The sequence below is a fragment of the Komagataeibacter nataicola genome (genome assembly GCF_003207795.1).
GTDB lineage: Bacteria > Pseudomonadota > Alphaproteobacteria > Acetobacterales > Acetobacteraceae > Komagataeibacter > Komagataeibacter nataicola.
The window spans coordinates 1-19687 of the sequence record NZ_NIRT01000005.1; the positions used below are offsets into that span (position 1 = coordinate 1).

Consider the following 19687-nt stretch of genomic DNA (forward strand, 5'->3'; position numbering starts at 1 on the left):
CTGCCATGCCTGGAACCAGCTCGTCGATCAACCATGGCGCATCATGTCAATCGGACTGCGCAATTGGGCTCATAGGTTATAGCAATCAACGGTTGGTATGACATACCCATAAAGAATTATGATGAAATATTAAAAAAATACAGCGGCGACATACTGTCCTGATTTGCGATAATTTTTTTCATCATAATCGACAGGAACCGGTATGCAGCATACAGACTTGCGGAATTCCTCCCTTTTCAGGCAGGCGGGGTGGCGTATTATTCCACTCCTTATCGTCTGTTACATGTTTTCATATCTTGACCGTATCAATATCAGTTTTGCACGGTTGCAGATGGAAACGGATCTCGGGTTTTCGGATGCCACATTCGGCCTTGGGGCCGGTCTGTTCTTTGTTGGTTATATTGTATTTCAGGTTCCTGCATCCATTGTGCTGAAACGGCTGGGCGCGCGGCGCACCATTGCTGGCATCATGATCGCATGGGGCGTTATTTCGTTCATGTTTGCCTTCGTCAACCGGGCGGGAGTGTTCTGCGCGCTGCGTGTATTGCTCGGTATAGCGGAAGCAGGTTTTTTCCCTTCCGTTCTTTTTTATCTGGGCATCTGGTTTCCACAGCGGATGCTGGGGCGGGTGACCTCGTGGTTTCTGGTCGCCATCCCGTTTTCCGGGGCGATTGGCGGCCCCATATCCGCCCTGATACTGGAGCGGATGAGCCATTCCACCTATATGGCTGGCTGGAAGTGGATGTTTCTTATCGAAGCGCTTCCCCCCATTTTATTCGGCGTGATCGTGCTTGCGCGGCTTGATGATGGCCCGCAAACGGCCAGGTGGCTGACCCCCGCGCAGCGCGATGAGATCGTCTCGGCGCTGCGTCCGTCAAATACGGGCTCAATGCCTGCCGATAACGGGATTTTCTCGGTATTACGGCAACGTGTGGTCAGGATCATGATCGTGATCTGTTTCTGCCAGGCAGTCTGTAATTATGGGATTGTTTTCTGGATTCCGACACTTGTCGCCCAGGTTGTGCACACAACACCGGCAACAATCGGCTTTTACACGGCAATACCCTTTCTTGCATCCATTGCGGTCATGACCCTCAATGCGTGGAGTTCGGACCGGCATGCGGAGCGCAGGTGGCATCTGGCCATTCCCCTCGCTACGGTGGCGGCAAGCCTTGTGGCGGGTTTTTTCCTGCAGTCCTATGGCCTGGTGGCCCTGTGTCTGCTTTCGGTCGCGCTTGCGGCAACCCTATGCGTAACATCCATGATCTTTACGCTTCCCGGCCTGTTCCTGCGTGAAAGCGAACTGGGGAGTGGCCTTGCATGGATCAATTCACTGGGCGCGCTGGGCGGGCTGCTGGGGCCATACGGGATCGGATGGATGCGTGACCATCTGGCCAATCCCATGGCCGGGCTGCTGCTGGTCGCCGCCTGCGCGCTGATGGGGGCGGCGGTGACGCTGCTTCTGCCGGTTCATCGTAACTGAGGATGTATCCTTACATAACATCGTGCATCCGCGTTCCTGAAAGCTGGTGAACTGTCATGTCTTCATTGCCCCCAGCACCTCCCGTCGCTGCTCACTCCATGTCCCGTATCGCCCTGGCCAGCATGGTTGGCACGACGCTGGAGTGGTACGATTTCATGATCTACAATACCATGTCGGCGCTGGTGTTCAGCCAGCTGTTCTTTCCTGGTGCGCTGCCAATGGTCGGAACGCTGCTGGCATTTTCCACCTATGCGGTGGGCTATATATCGCGCCCGCTGGGTGGGGTGGTGTTCGGGCGGCTGGGCGACAGGCTGGGGCGGGGCAGGGTGCTTACGCTCACGGTAGTCTGCATGGGGGTCTGTACCGGGCTGATCGCCATTCTGCCCACCTATCATGCCGTGGGCATTGTCAGTCCGCTTATCCTTGTCATGCTGCGGCTGGTGCAGGGCATAGCCCTCGGCGGCGAATGGGCGGGGGCGGTGCTGCTCGGGGTGGAGCATGGCCATGCCAGTCGGCGCGGACTGCACGCGGCATGGGCCCAGATGGGGCCGGGGGCAGGCACGTTGATGTCTACCGCTGTCATTGCATGCATTGCGGGCATGGTCAGCAATGCGCAGTTCATGGCGTGGGGATGGCGCATTCCCTTTGCATTGAGCGGCCTGCTTGCCCTGGTCGGACTGTGGTTGCGACATGGCATAACCGAGCCCGGCAGTTTTGAAAAACTGCGCAGGACAGGGGGCATTGCCAGATCGCCTGTCATTCATCTGCTGCGTCATCATATGCGGGCGGTATGCATTGCCGCCAGCTCGCGTATCGGGCCGGATGTGCTGTATGCGCTGCTTGTCGTGTTCAGCCTGACCTACATAACCCAGGTCAGGGGGCTGCCGCGTTCGGTCATCCTGTGTGGCATGCTGTCCGGTTCTGCCCTGAGCCTGCCTGCAACCGTCGGTTTTGGTATGCTGGCGGACCGCGTGGGCGTAAAAAAGCTTTTCCTCGCGGCCATCTGCTGCGCCCTGCCGTTTGTATGCGTGTTCTTTCCCCTGATGAATACGGGCACGAGCACGATCATCATTGTAACCGTTACTGTTGGCCTGATCGTCCATGCGGCGATGTACGCGGTTCAGGGGGCTTTCATTACGGCATGCTTTCCGGCCGTGATCCGGTATAGCGGCTCGTCCGTTTCCTATACGTTTGGAAGCCTTGCGGGCGGAGGCGCCTTTGCGCCCCTTATCATGACCGCCCTGTTCCGGACATCGCACCCCATAGGCGCCATTGTTCTTTACGTTGTGGCAGCTTTTGCCGCTACGGCATGCGGGCTGCTGTTTTGCAATAATATTGATGGAATGGAGCATGAATGATGCAAATGGATATTGGTGAAGTCAGGGATGTGATCGTTGCAGGATGGGCCGGGCGCAACCCGGCCGATGTCCAGCATCATATCGCGGAGCTGGAAATGCTGGGCGTAGCCCCGCCTAGCACCGTGCCCCTGTTCTATCGCGTTTCAGCCGATATCCTGACACAGGCTGAGAATATTGTGGTTGTGGGTGAACAGACATCGGGTGAAGCCGAACCCGTGCTGCTGCGAACCGCTACGGGGCTGTATGTGGGCATTGGTTCCGATCATACCGACCGGTTCTGTGAGAATTTCAGCGTCGCGCTGTCCAAGCAGGTCTGTCCGAAGGTCGTTGGCACATGTTTCTGGCGTTATGAGGATGTGATCGGACACTGGGACGAACTGCGCCTGCGCTCCTACAGGCACGAAGGGGCGCAGCGGATCCTGGTTGGGGCCGGACTGGTAGTAATTGAAGTTGGCATCCACGTGTCGGCGCTTGCCGTTGACAAGCATCAGCGTCTGGTCGGCGCCAAGGTTGCGCAACTGCATGGTCTTGTTAAACCCGTTACTGCCCATGCCACCAAAGGGCGATGAGGTGACAGCGGCGGAAAGCTGTGACAGGGCAGCGAGAATATTGGTCTGCCCCGTTTCCTTCAGTTGCGAGGAATCATAACGGAAGACCTGCACAGTGCTGTGTTCGCGCGTGGAGGGGGAAAAGACGCTGTTTCCCGGCCGGGTCGCGCCTGTAACGTGAATGGCTTCAGGCGCTGCCGTAGCCGCAACCGTAGCGGCCTGCGGGTTATTTGCATTGTGTTTGGTGGGGAGCTTCTTTTTGGGGGTTGTGTCTGCCACGCCCGTGCGTGCAAACGAAATATCGGAAAGCGCGGTTGTAAACAGGGCAACAGCGCTGAGGGCAATGCAACATTGAATGTATTTCTGCCTGAACATAGCTTCTCCTTGTGGAACTAGAACCGACACTGAACCGGGGCGCCCGGAAGTTGTTCCGGGATAAAAAAACGGTTTGGGAAGAGAGGCGTAATAGTGTGGAGCGCCGTGTCTTCTTCCTCATTTGCGGGCTGACCGTAGCCTGCTTTGCCTTTATATGGAGGCTAGCTGAATCAATAACGAAATCGCAATGATAATTCAGTTATGACTTATGATAAAAAATATTTATATAAAATAGAAACTTGATATGATTGAAGATATTCAAGGAACATGCCGTCATGAGCAGGGTTCTGGCGGCAGGGGCGTCCCATGTCCCAAAAACGGTTTCTTTTTAGTAATGTGTTGAAACTGTTTGCTTTTGACCATTTTTTTCATGTAATTATGCAGCAGCCTGATGGCCGTGTGCCCTTGCCGTCAGGCTTATTAAAAATATTTATTCAAAAAAATAAAAACATAATATTTGACAGTTTAGAAAAATATTTTGAATGATGATTTTAGTTTATTTTTGAAAGGTCGCCTCGTGACTGAAGGAACATTACAGAATATCCTGAAAATATCAGATATATTCTTGTCGCAGACGCGGATAAATAAATATATAAATAGAACGCCTCTGCTTGAAAGCCCCGTTCTCAATAAAAAAGTGGGCGGCAGGGTCCTTATCAAGCCGGAAATGTTGCAGGTTACGGGGTCTTTCAAGTTCCGCGGGGCATGTAATCGCATATTGCAGCTTACGGAACAACAACGCCATGGCGGTGTTGTCGCCTGGTCATCGGGCAATCATGCGCTGGCCATTTCGGCCGTGTGCGCCATGCTCAAGGTGCCTGCCTATATCATCATGCCTGAAACCGCACCCAGAATGAAAATCGAGGGCGCGCGGGGTTATGGTGCAAAGGTAAGGCTGTATGACCGCGCGACCGAGAACCGCGAACAGATCGGCAAGACCATTGCCGAGGAAATCGGCGGCGTGATCGTGCCGCCCTATGATGACTGGCAGGTCATGGCCGGGCAGGGCACGGTCGGGCTGGAGATCATGGAACAGTGCCGTGAGCTCGGCATCGTGCCTGACAGCGTGCTGGCCAGCGCGAGCGGAGGTGGGCTGGTTGCGGGGATTGCAACGGCAGTGCGCACGCTTGCGCCGGATACGGATGTCTACTGCGTCGAGCCTGCCGGGTTTGATGATCTCTCGCGCTCGATGGTCGAGAAATCCCGTGTCACCAACCAGGGGAATGTTGCCACCCTGTGTGATTCCCTGATGGTGCCTACTCCCGGTGCCCTTACGTTCGAGGTAAACCGCAGGCTCCTCAAGGATGGTCTGGTCGTGGATGATGCAGAAGTGGGCTACGCCATGGCCCGCTGTTTCGAGTATTTCAAGCTTGTGGCTGAACCGGGCGGCGCGGCACCGCTTGCCGCCATCATGGCCGGCAGGATCGATGTCTGCGGCAAAACGGTGGTTGCCGTGCTCAGTGGCGGGAATGTTGACCCCGCCGTGTTTGCCCAGCAGATCGTACGATAGGAGGAATGGCCATGATTTCTTCTGGATCGAATCTGTATAATAAACTTTCAAACGTAATTGATGACTTCATGGTCCTTGATTACACCGGGGTGGGTAATATTGGCCCCATCTACGATGCCCTGCAGAAAAAACAGCAGGGGCCGATGTGCATGAAAGCAGCCGAAGCCGTGATTGCGCAGGTGGGCGAACGCGCCGGGCCTGTTGTGATCGTAACGGGCTTTCCCGAAGGTGGCGGCGTGCCCGAGACCGACGGCCCGGTCGGGGCGGCATTTATCGCGCGCGCGATTTTCCTCGGGCTGCAACGCGAGAGCGTTATCGTTGTGGATGAAGACTGGCGCGACATGATGTACGCCACGTGTCGCGGCGCGGGCCTGACGCCATTGCCCCTGCCTGAATCTGGCATCATTACGCCCATTCCTTACCTGCGCCCGGTCTATGTCGCGACCGTGCCCAAGGATGACGCAGGCTGCGCGAAAGTGTGCGATTTCCTGCTTGATACGGTGGACCCGTCGCTCCTGATCGCAATCGAGCGGCCCGGTTGCAATGATCGCGGGCTGTATCACGGGCTGGGTGGTCGCCCGCTTGATGGGCTGGTGGCCGATATGGACAGTTTCTTCCACAAGGGGCGGCGCAAGGGGCTGGTTTCCATTGGCATAGGCGATGGAGGCAATGAACTGGGCATGGGGATGATTGCCGATGAACTCAGGCAGCTTTTTCCCAAGGCGCGGGATACTGGCGTGCCGGCGCGGGGCGGGGTCGCGGCCCAGACGGCAACGGATATCCTGATTGTCGCCAATGTTTCCAACTGGGGCGCAACCGGGCTGGTGGCCGCCCTGTCCTGCCTGCTCGAAAACCAGGCCGTCTTCCACGAAGCCGAGCTTGAAGTACGGTGCATTGAGGCCTGTGTTGCCAATGGGGGCGTGGATGGCATGTTCATGGGGCCGGAACCCGCAACCGATGGGATCGCCGCGGAGGAATGGCGTGGCCTGCTCCATACCTTCCGCATGACCATCCAGCGCTGCCTTGGCTTTACGGTCGGCTGGCAGGGAACGATGGGTGACTGGAGGCAGAGCCGTGCATGATGTGATGCAGGCCATCAAGGCAGTCTCCCTGCCGCCGGTCAGTACCCCGCGTGGCAGTTACACACCCATTTTACGCAGTGGGGAATTCGTATTCGTTTCAGGGCAGGGGCCGCGATGGGGAGACGAACTGCGCTACAAGGGAAAGGTCGATTGTGACCTGACGGTGGAGCAGGGACAGGAGGCGGCACGGCTGTGTGCCCTGAACATCATCGCACAGCTCAACGGGTTTCTGAATCATGACCTGCGGCGCGTGCAGCAGGTGGTCCGGGTGGCGGGCGTCGTACGCTGCGCCGATATTTTTGAAAAACAGGCCCTGGTAATGAACGGTGCGTCTGATCTCTTTTTGGAGATATTTGGTGAGCGCGGGCGGCATGTAAGGATTGCAACGGGCACGTCGGCTCTCCCTTCGGGAATGGCCGTGGAGGTGGAAGCCATGTTTCGCGTTATCTGAATCCTGCGCGCTTTTCCGCTACGGCTCTGCATTGTTCATGCCGCCTGAGCGGGATTACGTCATGGCGCGGGCAATTTTCACGCGGTTTTTGATGTTACGGTCTGTATTGTAAGAGATGTTCCATGCGGCAGTAGAGCATGGTTACGCAGGCAGTAAAGTGCAGCAGGGAACCAGAACTTGAAAATAAGCATGGCAGGTACAGGCGGCTGGCTGCTCGATATGGCTGAAGGCGCCTTTGATGAATCCGTGCAGGCGCGGATATGGGCCATGGCCCGCGCGCTTGATGCAACCGGGTGGTGCATGCAGGCCGTGCCAGGCGTGAACAACCTGCTTGTCACCTTTGATCCACTTGTTACAGATGGGGAATGGGCCAGCCAGGCGCTGCGCGAGCAGTGGGCCGGCACGGTGGCCAACGAGGTTCCGCCTTCCGTTATTGATGTGCGTGTGGATTACGGGGGCACGTTTGGCGAGGATCTGTCCGAGATCGCCTCCTGGGCCGGACTGACGGAAGAAGACGTCATTGCCATCCATGCCGGTGGCACCTATCGCGTCGCCGCCATCGGGGCCATGCCCGGTTTTGTCTACTTGACCGGGCTGGACAGCCGCCTTGCCATCTCGCGCCGGAGTTCACCCCGGCTCCGGGTTGAAAAGGGGGCGGTCATCATTGGCGGGGGCCATGCGGGGGTCATGCCCTGTTCCGCGCCATCGGGGTGGCATATTCTGGGGCGTACGGAACTGGATATGTTTTCTCCGTGCAGGCAGGACCCGCTTCTGTTTCATCTGGGCGATATCGTTCGTTTTCATGACAGCCGCAAGGATTGCTCTGAATGATCGAGGTACTGACCAGTGCGCAGCTCAATACCATTCAGGATGCGGGCCGTACGCATGCCCTTACACTAGGGGTATCGATTGGCGGGGCCATGGATGGCCTGGCTCTGGCCGCAGGCAACATACTGGTGGGCAATGCACGCAATGCCGCGGGGATCGAGGTGGTGTTCTACCCCTTTCGAATCCGTTTTGAGGCAGATACGATCTGTGCCGTAACCGGCGCCGACTGTAGCGCGATGCTTGATGGCAGGGCCATTCCACCATGGTGGGCGGTGCGTGTCAGGGCCGGGCAGGTGCTGGCGCTGAGCGCGCCACGCAGCGGGTGCCGGGCCTATGTAAGCGTGGCAGGCGGACTGGATGTGCCGGACGTTCTGGGCGCGCGGGCAACCGATATGAAAGGTGGTTTTGGCGGCCTTGGCGGGCACGGGCTGCAGCGCGGTAACAGGATTGCGGTCTGTCCTGCGGCGCGGGCGGGCTGCGCGTTGCCCGATGATGGCATCGGGGTCAACCCGGAATGCGCGCTGCTGCCGCGGGAGGGCAATGTGACGGTCCGCTTCCTGCCCGCTGCGGAGTATGAGGAATTCCTGCCCCGGTCCCGTGAACGGTTCATGACCGAAAACTGGACCCTCTCCAGCAGCGCCAACCGCATGGGCTACCGGCTGGAGGGCGCTGAACTGGGCATGCGGCGGCCCCTGAGCCTGTTTTCACACGGTATCGTGCCGGGCACCATACAGGTGCCCCCCAGCGGCCAGCCGATCGTGCAGATGCTCGATGCCAATACCTGTGGCGGCTACCCCAAGATTGGCACGGTAATCGAGGCGGACCTGCACCTGCTGGCACAGCTCCCCATTCAGGGGCATGTCCGGTTTGAAGAGGTGCGGCGTGACACGGCAATTGCCGCCCTGCGGCGGCAGCATGCGATGCTGGACCGGCTGGAGCAAGAGGTCGCGGCTTTTTACGCATAAGGAAACCGGAATGAACAGGTTCATAGATATTAATGCGGACCTTGGCGAAAGCTGGGGCCATTACCGGATCGGGGATGACGATGCGATGCTTTCCATCGTATCCTCGGCCAATGTCGCCTGCGGCTTTCATGGCGGTGACTTCAATATCATGGCCTACACATTTGCCGAGGCCCGGCGCAAGGGCGTCACCATTGGCGCGCATCCCGGCTTTCCGGATCTATGGGGCTTCGGGCGGCGGGTCATACCGTTTTCCATGCATGAGATCGAACGGATCGTGGCCTATCAGGTCGGGGCCGCACGCAGCATGGCGGCCTATGCCGGGCACGAGCTGGCCTATGTCAAGGTGCATGGCGCCCTTGGCAACCTGACGGAAAAGGATCCCGCGGTTGCCCATGCCATTCTGAACGCGCTGAAGGCGGTCGCACCTGACCTGCCGGTCATGGCCATCGCGCTGAGCCATCTGGAAACCATAGGACGTGATCGGGGCATGACGGTTCTGTCCGAAATTTTTGCCGATCGTGCCTATACGGAGGACGGACACCTCGTTGCGCGCAAGGAAGAAGGCGCGGTCCTGCATGATGCCGACTTTGCGGCCATGCGTGCGGTCAGGATGATACAGGCTGGCGCGATCGAAACGGTTTCCGGCCATATGCTGCCGACCCGTATCGATAGCATCTGTGTGCATGGTGACAATGCGCAGTCAGTCGAAATCGCGCACAAGGTCCGCGTGCAACTGGAACAGGCCGGTTTTACGATCCGTCACGGCACGGGTGCGTAGGGATAGCCCTGGCACCATATGCAAGGATAGACATGTGAATACCGCATTGATTGAATCCCTGATGGCGCGCATGTGCGCTGAACGCGTGATTGAACTGGATTATAGCTGCAACGGCGCGCGTATCCGCCTGGTGCGCGAAAGCGGGCAGGATGATGCGCGGCACCGGGAAGCGGTGCCCGCCGTGGCCGCTCCCGTGGTGGTTCAGGACAGACCACCCGCTGATGATGACGCGGGCGCGCAGTCGCTGCCACAAATTATTGAGATTACGGCGCAGATGGCAGGGCAGTTCTATATCACGCCCGCCCCCGGAGAACCGCCTTTTGTAACCGCAGGCGATGAAGTCGCGGAGGGAGCGCCGCTGTACATCATGGAAGTGATGAAGATGCTGAACCGGATGGAGGCAGAATTCGCATGCCGGATTATTGCGGTCCTGTGCGAAAACGGGGCAGGTGTCGAGATCGGCACCCCCCTGTTCCGGGTGGAGCGGACGGACCATGCGTAAGGTTGAAACGGTCCTGATCGCCAATCGGGGCGAGATCGCCCTGCGCGTGCTGCGTGCCTGCCGCGAACTCGGGCTGCGGACGGTGGGCATATATTCTGAAGCCGATGCCAGTTTACGCCATCTGTCCTTATGTGATCGCACGATCTGTATTGGTCCGGCACCAGCGGCAAAAAGCTATCTGGATACGGAACTGGTGCTGCGGGCTGCCCGGCTTACACAGGCCGATGCCATCCATCCCGGTTATGGTTTCCTGTCGGAAAATCCGACCTTCGCCCGCGCGGTGGAAGAGGCGGGCCTGGTTCTGATCGGGCCATCCTCCACCATCATGCGGCGCATGGGCGACAAGATCGAGGCCAAGCGCATGATGCTGGCCGCGGGCATGCCCTGCCTGCCGGGCTCTGATGGCCCGCTGCCCGAGGATATGGATCAGGCCAGCGCACTGGGCGCGCGTATCGGCTATCCGCTTATTGTCAAGGCCGCGGGCGGCGGGGGCGGACGGGGCATGCGGATCGTGCACACGCCCGCTGACCTGCGGCAGGCGGTCCAGACCGCGCGGGAAGAAGCCATTCGCGCTTTTGGCAACGGCACGCTGTATGGTGAACGTTTTCTGACCCACCCACGCCATGTGGAAATACAGGTCATGGCCGACCAGCATGGTCATGCCGTCTGGCTGGGAGATCGTGACTGTTCCGTGCAGCGCCGCCACCAGAAGGTCATTGAGGAAGCGCCCGCCTATGGCATCGGGCGCGATGAAATTGCGCGTCTTGGCGCGCTCTGCGCGGCAACCTGCCTGAAGATCGGGTATGTCGGGGCAGGGACGTTCGAGTTCCTGTATGAAGACGGCGCGTTTTATTTCATTGAGATGAACACGCGTATTCAGGTCGAGCATCCAGTGACCGAAATGGTGACCGGCATCGACATCGTGCGTGAACAGATCCGCGTTGCGATGGGGGAGCCCCTGTCCCTTACGCAGGCTGACGTGCGGTGCGATGGTCATGCCATTGAATGTCGCATCAACGCGGAAAATCCTGATACGTTCATGCCTGGCCCCGGCAAGGTCACGCGCTGGCTCGCGCCGGGCGGTGAGGGCGTGCGCACCGATACCCATCTGTATGATGGCTATGTCGTGCCAACGCACTATGATTCCCTCGTTGCCAAGCTGATCGTGCGCGGGCGTTCGCGCAATGAGGCGATCAGCAAGATGCGTGCGGCCCTGGAGGAGACGGAAGTGGACGGTATTCCCACGACCATTCCCCTCCATCTCCACCTGATGGAAGACGAGCGTTTCCGGGCGGGGGATATATCGGTTCACTATCTGGAAGAACGCGACTTCAGCCGCAATAAAAAGGACAGCACTCATGGCGCGGGGTGAGGATATGCCCACGGATATCGTATGGGATATGGTCGCGTGCATGCGTCGCTATGGCATGCGCGAACTCGATGTGCATGACGGTGCAATGACATTGCGCCTGCTTCTTGAGGGCGCAGTGGCGCAGACCGGGGCGGAGGAGAGATTATCGGGCGATAACGGCGCGGCGACAGTCTCCACGCCATCTGCCGGCACGGTGGTTTACAGCCCCGTTATGGGGGGCGTGCTGCTGACCCACCCGTTGCGCCATGCCCCGGAGGTCGAGCCCGGGCAGGAGGTGGCGGAAGGGGATATCATCGCCTTCATCGCCGTCGATCATATCCTGCAGCCCGTTGTGGCCCCGTGTGCCGGGCATATAGACACGATTGAGGTCAAGCATGATGAGGTGGTGGGGTATCACCAGCCGCTTATGGTCATCCTGTGACCGATCCGGCCTGAACGGTCAGGCGCGGGGCACGGGAAATGCCGCCTCATCGTCAGTCGCAACAGGGGGGTGGTTGATGGCAGGGCCTGATTTCATCAGGGCTAGGTAACATAACCCTCCCGTCAGGCATCCGATGAACCATGCAAATTCCGACAGGGCCGATAACGCAGGTACGAACACGCTAGCGCTCCCTGCCACCACCGCAATCAGCAGGGCAAGGACGGCCGCCGGGTTGACCCCGTTGCGGTACCAGTAACGGCCCTGCGCACTGGTGGTATAAAGAGCAGCGACATCAACCTGCCTGCGGCGTACGATATAGTAGTCACATACAAGAATACCGAATAACGGGCCGATGAACGTCGCCAGCACATCGAGCGTCAGGTGCATGACCTGCGGGTTGCCATACAGTTTCCATGGCATGATGACGATGGAGCCGGCAGCCGCAATCATGCCGCCACCGCGCAGGCTGATATGCCGGGGCGAGAGGTTGGAAAAATCGAACGAGGCCGAGACAAAATTGGCCACGATATTGATGCCTGCCGTCGCAATGATGAATGTCAGCATGCCAAATATGACCGCTGTCAGGCTGTCAATATGCGCCACGGTTTCCACCGGATCGATCATGACATGGCCAAAAGCGGGCGCGGTCAGGGCAATGGTGCAGATTGTCAGTGCTGAAAACCCGATGAAATTGAACGGCAACCCCCAGAAATTGCCGCGTCTTATATCCGCTGCACTGCGCCCGTAGCGGGCAAAATCACCAAAATTGAGCATGGGGCCGGAAAAATAGGACACCACAAGCGCTACGGCATTCACGCTGGCCCACACAAGTGCGCCGCCATGCAACGGGGTGCTGGCACCGGTAATCTGCAAGGAAAAATGACGCCAACCCACATGCTGGAGCAGATACAGGTCCAGCGCGATCATGATGGCGTATACGGCAGGCCCCGCCAGTTCTATAAACCGGCGGACTGTCTCGATGCCCCGCCAGAAAATGGCGGCCTGCACCAGCCATAACAGGCCAAATGCGGCCCACCCCACGGCTGAAAGCCCCAGCATGCCATGCAGCCTGACCTCTGCCCATGGTGTCAGGCCAGGGGCAAGCCGCAGGGTCAGCACCACCAGCGCGTTCGATGCCAGCCATGTCTGTATGCCGTACCAGCATACGGCGATCACGCCGCGTATCAGCGCGGGAATATTGGCCCCCAGCACGCCAAAGGACATGCGGCATATAACCGGGAACGGCGTGCCCGTGCGCTGGCTGGGCACCGCCACAAGGTTGCACAGGGCGTTTACGATCAGTACGCCTGCCAGCAGGGCGGCAAAAACCAGTCCCGAAGGCAGGCCGAGTGTAAAGAGGTTGCCTGCCGTGACATAGCCGCCAACGCTATGCACATCCGACATCCAGAAAGACAGGTAGTCGTACCAGTTCCAGTCCTGCTTTTCCGCAGGGAGCAGATCGCGGTTGCGCAGCCTGTCATCCTGCGCGCCGTGCTGCGTGGCTGAAGAAGATGGAACCGTTTCCGGTCGTACCTGCATGTTCATACACAGCTCCCCCACGGGCCATTATGCCCGGCTGTGGCGGCGGTGTGAAGGTCATGCCCGCTCATGTATCCCATTGCATGATGCCCGTTCAGAAACCGGCCCGGAAAGTCACGACCGCCGAGAAACGCCCCAGCGTATTATAGGTGGGTGCGGTGCCCTGTATCTTGCCGATGGTGGTATTGGTCAGGCTGACGCTGTTGATGGCGGAGTAGGCATGGGTATCGATCATGTTGTTGACCCACAGCATGACTTCCGGGCTTTTGAGAAAGCTCAGCCCGCGCCCGACCAGGCTGTTGCGCGGCAGGCGCGCGCCTACTGTCGCATTCATGGTGTAAAGCGACGGAAGCGCTTCCTGGTTCATGAAGGTTGAATACTGTTTTGAGAAGTAATTCAGCCCATAATTCCAGAAGAAGATGCCGTTATCCCAATCCACCCCCAGCGAGGCCGCCCATGTGGGCGTATCGACGGCCATCTTGCCCTTGGTGGGCAGGCCCTGGATATTGTTGTCGATGGTTGAATGCAGATACTGCATGGACGCATAGGGGCGGAAATGGTGGATGGGGCGCGTGCCGATTTCCGCGTCAAACCCGTTGGTTGTCTGGTTGCCCGCATCGATGACCTGCCCGATGGCCTCGTTGCCGAGGAACATGGAGGTGGAAACCTGATGATGCGACAGGTTGTAATGGAAATATGTAAATGACCCGATGATGTATTTACCGGTGTAGCGCATGCCCACTTCTTCGGTAATATTATATTCATCATGGATATGGGTCTGGCCCTGATTGGCGATCTGCCCGGTATTGGGGTTGATGGTGGTGATCATGGCGCTGTCAGGCGGCGCCTTGGCGCCGGTCGAAACCCCGCCGAATATCTGCACATACTTGTTTAGCTGAAAGTGGCCGCCAAGCGTGGGCAGCGGCATGAACTCGTTGGCGCTGACCTTGCGCTGCAGGCCGGGAATGTTGTCGGTGCCGTCACGATGGATCATGGTCACGCGCATGCCGCCATCAAGCACCAGCCGCCCGTTGAGCAGCGTGACCGTATCGCCAGCATAAATGCCATTGACGGTAGAAATATCGCTGTAGTTCTGGGAATAGAAAACCTGCCCGTTGCCCAGCCGCAGTGAATCGCGCGCCCGCCCCCATGACGTGGCCGGGTTGCCCCCGCTGCTGACCCCGGTATAGCCGACAAGGTTGGTGGAATTGTCGTAATCGAACCAGTAACCCAGGTAGATATGGTGGTGGCCCACCTTGTAGCTCAGCTTGGCGTTCACGCCGCCGCGCATTTCGTTCAGGCTGCTGTACTGCTCGGCCACGCCATAGGACTGACCGGCCTGCTGGCCGGGAATGACAATGGATTGCGGGCTGCTGCCATAGCCATTGTACACCTGGTCGTTAAGCTCGAAGCCGGAGCCGTAAACCTTCTGGTTGGCGGCCACGTAGGGGGTGACATCCAGCCCGATCCGCCCGAAATTGAAGTGCGAGGGGGCGGCGATGTTGAAGGTCTTGGAATGAAGCCAGTTCAGCTTCCAGTAATCGGTGCCGCCAGCGGCATTATTGGGGTCGTAGGAACCGGCCAGTTCGTTCTTCAGCCCCTTCTGCTTCCAGCTGGCCATGGTCATGTCCCAGTAAGGCTCGTTACCGATCACGCCGCGCGTGAAGCCACCGACCAGCGACACGCGGTTGCCGTCTCCCCATTCCTTGAGGATCTTGAAGTCGATATGCTTGAAGTCTTCCTGGCCGGGACCATGATAGAACGTGTCATGCTGGTTGGAGAACGAGATGTAGGAACGGATGCCCGTCTTGCCCCATTCGCCCGTGTCCACGCGCAGGAACTGGCGGGTATAGTCGCGGTTGCCCACGCCGACATCCCCCAGGCCGCCGAATTTCTTTGAGGGGTCACGGGTCTTGAACTCGAACATGCCGCCCGAGCCGTTGATGGCGGGCGTATCGAGATTGGATGAGCCGGGCTGCACGGAAACGCTGCCGATATTCTCGCTATCCGTAACCCATGCCACGTCAAGGTTATAGCCGCCGATACTGCTCAGCGGCATGCCTTCCCATACATTGGCAATCTGGTCCTGTGTCAGGCCACGCATGCTCAGGGCGGATTTTTCGTGACCGGCAGGATCGGTATTGGCGACCACGATGCCCGGCAGCAGCTTGACGGCGTTATAGGCGTTCTGCGCGGGCGACTGCTTCATGATGTAATCGGGCGTGACGGTGCTGCGTGCCTTGGGCGCGGTCTGTTTCTGGATCAGGCCGCCACCGGGCGCGCGCCCGGTCACGCCATCGGCTGAATGGACAACGCTGGCCCCCACCCGGATCTGCTCGGCCCCGCCTGTCGCCTTTACACCCTGTGGCTGTACGGTTGCCGGATGGGCGTCATGAGCGTGCGTGTTATGGGCCGATACCGTGCGGGCCAGGGCCATGCCGCGTGGCGCACCGAGCACCAGCGCTGTTGTCAGCGCCAGAAAAAACCGATGACCAGGAGCCTGAACGGAAAAGCGGAGCAGCGGCACGGTCTGCCTGGAGGAATACGATCCGGTCGGGCTTTTTCCGTCAAGGTACATTGCCGGTGTCCTTATTCTTTATCCCGCTTGGCAGGCCGGGATCGCGACATGGAATGATACTTGAGAGAAATGTTCTCTCATTACGGATATAGGATAATATCGGTTTAAAATATGTGTCAACGCATATTGTTTACAAAAATGGATTTCAATCCTGGCAGGCGCGGACAGGCGCGCCAGATGCCAGATAACGGTGCAGTTCGGGGGAAAGGCCTATCGTTTCCATGCAGGCCCGAGGGCGCATGGGCGGTATGGGGCGCGCCAGCAGGTCAAGGACTTCGTGCAGGCTTTCGTGCAGGGAGCACATGACCGGGGCGGTTACATCCGGCGCAATCCGTGCGGCCAGACCCGCAAGGCCTGCGCCCCCCAGCACCACGCGGGCGGCGCCATCCTTATGCACCGCTTCATTGCAGGCGCGCGCAATCTCGCGGCAGGCGGCGGCCCCGCCCTGCGCCAGAACGTTACCCGCGGCGGGCAGGATGCGGATGGACGCCAGTCGCGCGCTCAATCCCATGGCCTGCACCAGATCCACAAGCATGGGTTTCCATTCCGGGCCGCCGGTCACGATGGAAAAGCGTCCCGGCAACCGTGCCGCCCGTATGAGGGAAGCCTGCGCCATGCCTGCAACCGGCACCGGGCAGAGACTGGCCAGCGCCTCGCGCCCCGGGTCGCCAAAGCAGGCCACCAGTACTGCGTCAAACGGTCCGTGCGCACAGGCCAGCGCATCGAGCACCGCATGGCCCGCAATCGTGACGGAAACGCGGTCGGTCAGGTAGCGTGCCCCGAACCGGGCGGTGACTGCCTCAATCGCCACGGCCCCGGCAAACCGGTCCTGCGCATAGGCCACCATGCGTTGCGTCATATCCGTATCGGTATTGGGATTGATAAGCAGCAGGCGCGACACGGGCAGGCATCCAATCATGATTAAGGTGGGCCATATCAGTGACCTCTGTCAGTCAGTATGATTTGGAAACGTATTTCGTCAACCATTATTGTTTACAATATCAAGGCCCTTGACGGAAGCGCCAGACTGTCCCAACAGAATGCGTTTCAGCAAAAGGGGAGGGGAGGCAAGAGCCATGGGATCATCTGCCAAGGAAGAAGCGCGCATTGCTGATGCCTTGTGCAAGGCGGTCCTGGAGCGCAAGCTGGCGCCGGGCAGCAAGCTGCCCGAGGAAGAGCTTGCCCAGATCTTTCGCTCCAACCGCGCCAAGATCCGCCGGGTGCTGCTGCTGCTGTCGCGCTCCCACATCGTCACGCTGGAGCCGGGGCGCGGGGCCTTTGTCAGCCGCCCCTCCCCGCAAGAAGCGCGTGACGTGCTGGCCAGCCGCCGTCTGATCGAAGTCAGCCTGCTCGCGCACCCCTACCGCAAGCTATCCGCGCAGGGTGCGGCGCGACTGCGCCAGATCATGTCGCACGAAGCCCAGGCGCATGCGGCGCATGACGCAATTGCCATGATCTACCTCTCGGGCCAGTTTCACCTGACGTTGATCGAGGAACTCGGCAATAAGGTGCTGAAAAGCATTACTGGAGAACTGATCCTGCGCATGTCGCTCATCATTACCATGTATGAGCGGCAGAACACGACCTGTTGTCTGTCTTCCGACCATCATGATCTGCTGGAGCTGCTGCTGGCGCATGATTATGCTGAAGCCTCCGCCCTTATGGCGCGGCATCTGGAAGGGATTGAAAGCTGCCTTGATTTCCAGCGTGAGCCGGCCACCACGACCATACTGAGCCAGATCCTCCAGCCCCTGAAGGACTGAGGGCTACAATCGCACAGCAATCAGGGACGCTGGCAGCCACGCCTTCCTGATCTCCTGACCCATGTCAGCCCTTATGTTGCAGATGGCATGAAACATCATGCAGTGGCGCGTTCAGGGGCGGGCAGAGGTGATGAAGTATATGCCCGGGCCGTTCCCTGCCGATGGTCCCGTCATGTCTGTTTTCAGGTCATGGATGTGTAAAGGGGGCGCGGCGCATGCGTGTTCACGACATGCCGTGTCGCGGCCATGGCCGTATGCAACTGCGCATGAATGTTTTCCGCCCCGATAACCGGTGTGATGCGATGGCGGTCCATGTCGGCGCGGAGATAGGGCGTGACCCGCCCGAATATGATCCTCACCCCCTGTTGTCTGAGGTCGGTAAACAGGTCGCGCAGATCACTTGCAGCGGAAAAGTCGATATCGGTGATCGCGCTGGCATCGATCACGATATAGTCAGGCTGCGCGCGTGCGGGGGCTACGAGGGAGCGGATGTCGCTGACAAAGCGCATCGAGTTGGCATAGAACAGATCCGCGCAGAACCGGTAGAGCACGACGCCGGGGGCCGTCTGCACCCCTGTCGAGACGGGCTGGGGCTCGAGCAGCCCGGACTGCATGTCGTAACACAGCAGCATGGTGTGCGGCTCGTAACTGTGCCGCACATGGCGGAACAGCGAGAGCGCAATGGCGAGGAATATGCCCTGTTCCACGCCGATGCTGACAACAGCGGCAGCCGTGGCGAGGGCCAGCCCGCACTCGCCCGGACTTTCACGGTAGATGGCCAGCATCGCGCGGATATTGATCATGCCAATGGCGACCGTAAAGACAATCGAGGCCAGAACGCAGCGCGGCAGGTACTGCAGCGGGCCGGTCAGGAACAGCAGCACGATCATGGTAACGCCAGCAAAGGTCAGTTGCGCCAGTTGCGTGCGCGCTCCGGCCTGCACGGCCATGGCGGTCTGGGTCGGGCTGCCATTGACGCTGAAGGTGCCACTCAGCCCGGCGGCGGCATTGGCTGCGGCAAGGCCAAGGATATCGGCATTGTCATTGACCGGGTCATGAAAGCGCTGGGCAAAGGCGCGGGACGTGGCGGCACTCTGCGCAATGATGACAAAGACGCACGATGTGGTGACCGGCAGCAGGGCCAGCATTTCATTCCATGAAACATCGGGCAGGCGCAGGCGTGGCAGGCCGCTTTCAATCGGGCCGATAATGGCAATGCCACGGCCCGCCAGATCGCACAGCATGCTGGCGATTATCGACCCCACCACCGTGACCAGTGGCAGCGGCAGGCGCGGCGCCAGCCGCTCGCCCACCATGATGACCGCCACGATGGCCGCCGACAGGAGCAGCGTCAGCCCGTTGAGTTGCGGCAGGCGTGTCACGGTCTGGAACAGTTGCAACAGGGTGTTATGGGCGGTGACGTCTATGCCCAGCATGTCGCGTGTCATGGCGAGTGCGACCTGCACGCCTACACCAGCCATGAACCCCACCAGCACGGTGCGGGAGAGAAAATCGGCCAGAAAGCCAAGGCGGAACAGCCGCGCGACCAGCAGGAACCCCGCGCTGAGCAGGGCAACCGTGCTGACCAGCGCCATGTAATGCGCGCTGCCCGGCACGGCCATGCGCCCGAGCGCGCTGGAGAAAATCGCCGCCGTGGCGGAATCCGCCGCCACCACCAGATGGCGTGAGGCCCCGAACCCCGCAAAGGCTATGAGGGGCAGCAGCACCGTGTACAGGCCGGTCACTGCGGGCATCTGGGCAATGCGGGTATAGCCCAGCACCTGCGGAATGTTCATTGATGCCAGCGACAGCCCGGCAATCACATCGCGCAGCCGCCCCCGCATGGTCCTGTCCGCTCCCGTCACTTCAGCGCCTCGTGGTGGAAGGGGCGTTTTTCATGTTCATTGGTTATGGTGCCTCCCTGCATTCCGGCCTGTGTTTATAATGAATGCTGTGGCGTATCCAGCCATGCGGCATGTGCGTGCCGCGGGTGTAGGTCGGCCCCTGAAGCCTGTGGAGACTGTAAGGTTTCAGGTTAAGGCATATGGCCCGAAGATGGCGCCTGCCTGACATTCTGGCAGATGAATGAATGACGTATCTGCCCCGGCAGGTTTCTGGACACGACAGTTTCGCC

18 protein-coding genes are annotated in these 19687 nt (G+C 59.4%); 14 read left to right on the plus strand and 4 right to left on the minus strand.

The window, feature by feature from the left end; all coding sequences use genetic code 11:
* The first annotated feature begins 202 nt into the window (after positions 1–202).
* The 13 genes from CDI09_RS04035 (at position 203) to CDI09_RS04090 (ending at position 11673) form a co-directional block, all read left to right on the plus strand.
* Positions 203–1483, plus strand: coding sequence for an MFS transporter (locus CDI09_RS04035; protein ID WP_078526933.1), 1281 nt, complete (start codon positions 203–205; stop codon positions 1481–1483).
* A 98-nt stretch (positions 1484–1581) separates the two neighbouring features.
* Positions 1582–2841 (plus strand): MFS transporter, encoded by a 1260-nt coding sequence (locus CDI09_RS04040; protein ID WP_167370227.1) that lies wholly within the window; start codon positions 1582–1584, stop codon positions 2839–2841.
* Positions 2838–3410, plus strand: a complete 573-nt coding sequence (locus CDI09_RS18520; protein WP_306415910.1) for a DUF2848 family protein — start codon at positions 2838–2840, stop codon at positions 3408–3410. The genes CDI09_RS04040 and CDI09_RS18520 overlap by 4 nt, the downstream gene beginning before the upstream one ends.
* 660 nt (positions 3411–4070) lie before the next feature.
* A complete protein-coding gene (locus CDI09_RS17525; protein ID WP_146220802.1) occupies positions 4071–4250 on the plus strand; it encodes a hypothetical protein in 180 nt (59 codons plus the stop codon).
* Between the two features lie 31 nt (positions 4251–4281).
* Entirely contained in the window at positions 4282–5274 is a 993-nt protein-coding gene (locus CDI09_RS04050; protein ID WP_236944504.1) for a threonine/serine dehydratase, read from the plus strand.
* Between the two features lie 68 nt (positions 5275–5342).
* Complete coding sequence (locus tag CDI09_RS04055; RefSeq protein WP_078528112.1) at positions 5343–6356, plus strand: glutamate cyclase domain-containing protein; 1014 nt, start codon at positions 5343–5345, stop codon at positions 6354–6356.
* The gene (locus CDI09_RS04060) at positions 6331–6807 is read left to right on the plus strand and encodes a RidA family protein (RefSeq protein ID WP_205836610.1); all 477 of its coding nucleotides are present in this window, start codon (positions 6331–6333) and stop codon (positions 6805–6807) included. The genes CDI09_RS04055 and CDI09_RS04060 overlap by 26 nt, the downstream gene beginning before the upstream one ends.
* A gap of 189 nt (positions 6808–6996) precedes the next feature.
* Positions 6997–7638: a 5-oxoprolinase subunit PxpB gene (pxpB, locus tag CDI09_RS04065; protein ID WP_078526937.1), complete on the plus strand. Its 642-nt coding sequence runs from the start codon at positions 6997–6999 to the stop codon at positions 7636–7638.
* Positions 7635–8600 carry a 5-oxoprolinase subunit C family protein gene (locus CDI09_RS04070; protein ID WP_078526938.1) on the plus strand — a complete coding sequence of 322 codons (966 nt, stop codon included), beginning with the start codon at positions 7635–7637 and terminating at the stop codon, positions 8598–8600. The genes pxpB and CDI09_RS04070 overlap by 4 nt, the downstream gene beginning before the upstream one ends.
* Positions 8601–8610: 10 nt before the next feature.
* Positions 8611–9378, plus strand: a complete 768-nt coding sequence (locus CDI09_RS04075) for a LamB/YcsF family protein (protein ID WP_078526939.1) — start codon at positions 8611–8613, stop codon at positions 9376–9378.
* Positions 9379–9412: 34 nt separating this feature from the next.
* On the plus strand, positions 9413–9880 hold the full coding sequence (locus CDI09_RS04080) for an acetyl-CoA carboxylase biotin carboxyl carrier protein (protein WP_236944505.1): 468 nt from the start codon (positions 9413–9415) through the stop codon (positions 9878–9880).
* Positions 9873–11252, plus strand: coding sequence for an acetyl-CoA carboxylase biotin carboxylase subunit (accC, locus tag CDI09_RS04085; protein WP_078526940.1), 1380 nt, complete (start codon positions 9873–9875; stop codon positions 11250–11252). Before CDI09_RS04080 ends, accC begins: the two co-directional genes overlap by 8 nt.
* Positions 11239–11673 (plus strand): acetyl-CoA carboxylase biotin carboxyl carrier protein, encoded by a 435-nt coding sequence (locus CDI09_RS04090; RefSeq protein WP_078526941.1) that lies wholly within the window; start codon positions 11239–11241, stop codon positions 11671–11673. The genes accC and CDI09_RS04090 overlap by 14 nt, the downstream gene beginning before the upstream one ends.
* An 18-nt stretch (positions 11674–11691) precedes the next feature.
* On the opposite strand, the gene CDI09_RS04095 is transcribed toward CDI09_RS04090, so the two are convergent.
* The 3 genes from CDI09_RS04095 to CDI09_RS04105 form a co-directional block, all read right to left on the minus strand.
* A complete protein-coding gene (locus CDI09_RS04095) occupies positions 11692–13218 on the minus strand; it encodes an NCS1 family nucleobase:cation symporter-1 (protein ID WP_236944506.1) in 1527 nt (508 codons plus the stop codon).
* An 88-nt stretch (positions 13219–13306) separates the two neighbouring features.
* Complete coding sequence (locus tag CDI09_RS04100; RefSeq protein WP_078526942.1) at positions 13307–15790, minus strand: TonB-dependent receptor; 2484 nt, start codon at positions 15788–15790, stop codon at positions 13307–13309.
* A 145-nt stretch (positions 15791–15935) separates the two neighbouring features.
* The gene (locus tag CDI09_RS04105; RefSeq protein ID WP_078526944.1) at positions 15936–16709 is read right to left on the minus strand and encodes an aspartate/glutamate racemase family protein; all 774 of its coding nucleotides are present in this window, start codon (positions 16707–16709) and stop codon (positions 15936–15938) included.
* A 157-nt stretch (positions 16710–16866) separates the two neighbouring features.
* Here CDI09_RS04105 and CDI09_RS04110 point away from each other — a divergent pair, with 157 nt between their 5' ends.
* Positions 16867–17553 (plus strand): GntR family transcriptional regulator, encoded by a 687-nt coding sequence (locus tag CDI09_RS04110; RefSeq protein WP_078526946.1) that lies wholly within the window; start codon positions 16867–16869, stop codon positions 17551–17553.
* Between the two features lie 182 nt (positions 17554–17735).
* On the opposite strand, the gene CDI09_RS04115 is transcribed toward CDI09_RS04110, so the two are convergent.
* Complete coding sequence (locus CDI09_RS04115; protein WP_078526947.1) at positions 17736–19397, minus strand: SulP family inorganic anion transporter; 1662 nt, start codon at positions 19395–19397, stop codon at positions 17736–17738.
* Between the last annotated feature and the right edge of the window lie 290 nt (positions 19398–19687).